The sequence below is a fragment of the Pseudomonas sp. CNPSo 3701 genome, assembly GCF_028674975.1.
Taxonomy (GTDB): domain Bacteria; phylum Pseudomonadota; class Gammaproteobacteria; order Pseudomonadales; family Pseudomonadaceae; genus Aquipseudomonas; species Aquipseudomonas straminea.
Genome location: NZ_JAQZSI010000015.1, coordinates 1 through 2,654, shown reverse-complemented (window position 1 = coordinate 2,654; position 2,654 = coordinate 1). Strand labels below are relative to the sequence as shown.

Genomic DNA, 2,654 nt, shown 5'->3' with positions numbered 1-2,654 from the left:
TGACGCTGCCGACAGTCGGCGCCGCATCGTTGTCGATGATGGTCGCAGTACCGGTTTTGCCGCCAACGGTAAGGCTGAAGGTTTCAGTGGGCTCGCTGAAGGTGTCATCAATGGTCGGCACGGTGACCGTAAAGCTGGTGATGCCGGCCGGAACGGTGACGGTGCCGTTTGCGGCGTTATAGGTCACGCCGTTGCTGAAGCTTTGGTTGGTCAAGGTGCCGTTATAATCGCTGCCGGCAGTCGCAGTACCCGCATTCAGCGCGAGGCTGAAGGTAGTCGGCGTGCTGCTGGCGTTAGTCAGGTTGACGGTGAAGACGGCGTTGTCGCCTTCATCGACCTGGCCGCCATTGCTGTCCACCGCAGCGCTAACGGTGTTTACGGCAGGCGCCGTATCGTTATCGATGATGGTCGCAGTGCCGGTTTTCCCACCTACGGTCAGGCTGAAGGTTTCAGTTGGCTCGAAAACGGTGTCATTGATGGTCGGCACCGTGACGGTAAAGCTGGTCACGCCCGCCGGTACGGTGACGGTTCCGTTGGCGGCATTGTAGGTCACGCCGTTGCTGAAGCTCTGGTTGGTCAGCGTGCCGTTGTAGTCACTGCCGGCCGTTGCGGTACCGGCATTGAGCGCGAGGCTGAACGTGGTCGGCGTGCTGCTGGCATTGTTGAGGTTGACGGTAAAGACGGCGTTGTCGCCTTCATCGACCTGGCCGCCAGTGCTATCGACTGCAGCGCTGACGGTATTGATAGCCGGAGCGGCATCATTGTCGAAGATTGTCGCGGTACCGGTCTTGCCGCCAACGGTCAGGCTGAAGCTTTCGGTCGGCTCGAACACGCTGTCGTTGATGGTCGGCACGGTGACCGTGAAGCTGGAAACGCCTGCAGGCACGGTGACGGTTCCGTTGGCGGCGTTGTAGGTCACACCATTGCTGAAGCTTTGGTTGGTCAGCGTACCGTTGTAGTCATTGCCCGCTGTTGCGGTGCCCGCGTTAAGCGCCAGGCTGAAGGTCGTGGTGGTGAGGCTGGCAGTGCTGAGGTTGACGGTGAAGACGGCGCTGTCGCCTTCATCCACCTGGCCCCCGGTGTTGTCCACGGCATTGCTGACTGCACCGATACTCGCAGCCGCGTCGCCCGTCACGTTCACCGTGACCGTGGCTTTGCTGGTTCCACCATTGCCATCGCTGACGGTGTAGCTGAACGAAGCGGGGCCGTAGTAATTGCTTGCGGGTGTGAAAGTGATGGTGCCGTTGTCGTTCAGCGTAACGGTGCCATGCTTGGGATTGTCCACGCCGACGATACGCAGGCTGTCACCGTCCGCGTCGCTGTCGTTGGCGAGCAGCGTTGCCTGGGAGATCGTCAAGGCATTGTCGTGCCCGGTGACCAGGGCAGGGTTGGCCTGGGCCGGAGAGTAGTTGCCCAGCGGCTGGTAAGGGCCGCCAGCGAAACTCAGCGTGGGTTGCAGTACGGCCTGACCACCCTGGTCCCAGTAGATGATTTCGATGGTGTGCGCGCCAGGCTCACTGATGGTGAACGAGCCGCTGTTGGTGCTCGGCGACTGGTTGCCATCGAACCTCGAGACGATCACGCCATCGATCGCGATGCTGTAGCCATCGTCCGCCCTGACTTGGAACTGGTAGTTGCCCGCCTGCAGTTGCAAGGTGCCGCTGAGTCTGATGATCGCGTCACTGCTGTTTTCCGGGTCGACGTTCAACGATGCCGCGTCAGAGCCCAGGAATGATTGCAGGTTGTTATTTCCGCCGAGGTCGCCACCACTCAGGCTGTAATTGATGTTCTTCGCCACGAAGGCGGCATCAGGCGAGTTGGCGGCGATAAAGGCGCGCACCTGAGCCAGGGAGGTCAGGTTCGCCCCATCCAGGTTCGCCCCTTCGTGGTAGGCGTAATATTGGCCGGTGAGACCGGCTGCCATGCCTGGGTCGTTAACCGCGATCGGATCCTGGTTGGCGATGATGGTGACTTTCTGGGTGTCGGTGGAGCCCACGTTACCCGCATCATCGATGACGCGTACCTGATAGGTGTGATCACCCAGCGACAGGGTGCGGCCATCCGCGTAATCCCAGTTTCCGTTGCTGACGGTCAGGTCCGTCCAGGTGCTGCCGCCGTCCACGCTGATCTGCGCTTTCTCGCCGGCGCCCAGAGGGCCGACCGTACCGCTTACGGTCAGGGTGCTGTCACGGGTGATGAAGTCCCCGGGAGTTCCCGTGTCTTCAGAGATCTTGACGATATCGATTGCCGCTGCAGGCGGTGTGATGTCGACGCGGTAGCTTTCGGTATCCGCGCCAATGCCAACGTTGCCTGCGGCATCGGTGGTTCTGACGCTGGCATCGATGGTGCGATCGCCATCAGCGGCCAGGTCGGCGCCGGGCACGTTGATGCTAAAGCCCAGCGTGCCATTTGGACTGGCAACGACCGAACCGGTGAATTCTTTGCCATTGACGGTCAGGGTGACGGTATCGCCGACCTTGGCATCGCCACCGACAGTGCCGGTAACCGGGATCTGCTGACTCGATTCGGCGAGGTTGATCACGTCATCGGCGGTGATGTTGGCGTCGAGGGTGATGGTCGGCACAGGTGCGGTGACGTCGACGCTATAGCCTTCGGTGTCTGTCGCGGTACCGGTGTTACCGGCGGCGTCGGTG

The 2,654-nt window shown here is 61.2% G+C and carries 1 protein-coding gene; it reads right to left on the bottom strand.

Annotated elements, in window-relative coordinates:
* Nucleotides 1–2,654, bottom strand: a 2,654-nt coding sequence (locus PVA39_RS23170) for an Ig-like domain-containing protein (RefSeq protein ID WP_274126061.1), incomplete at both ends; no start/stop codon positions are given.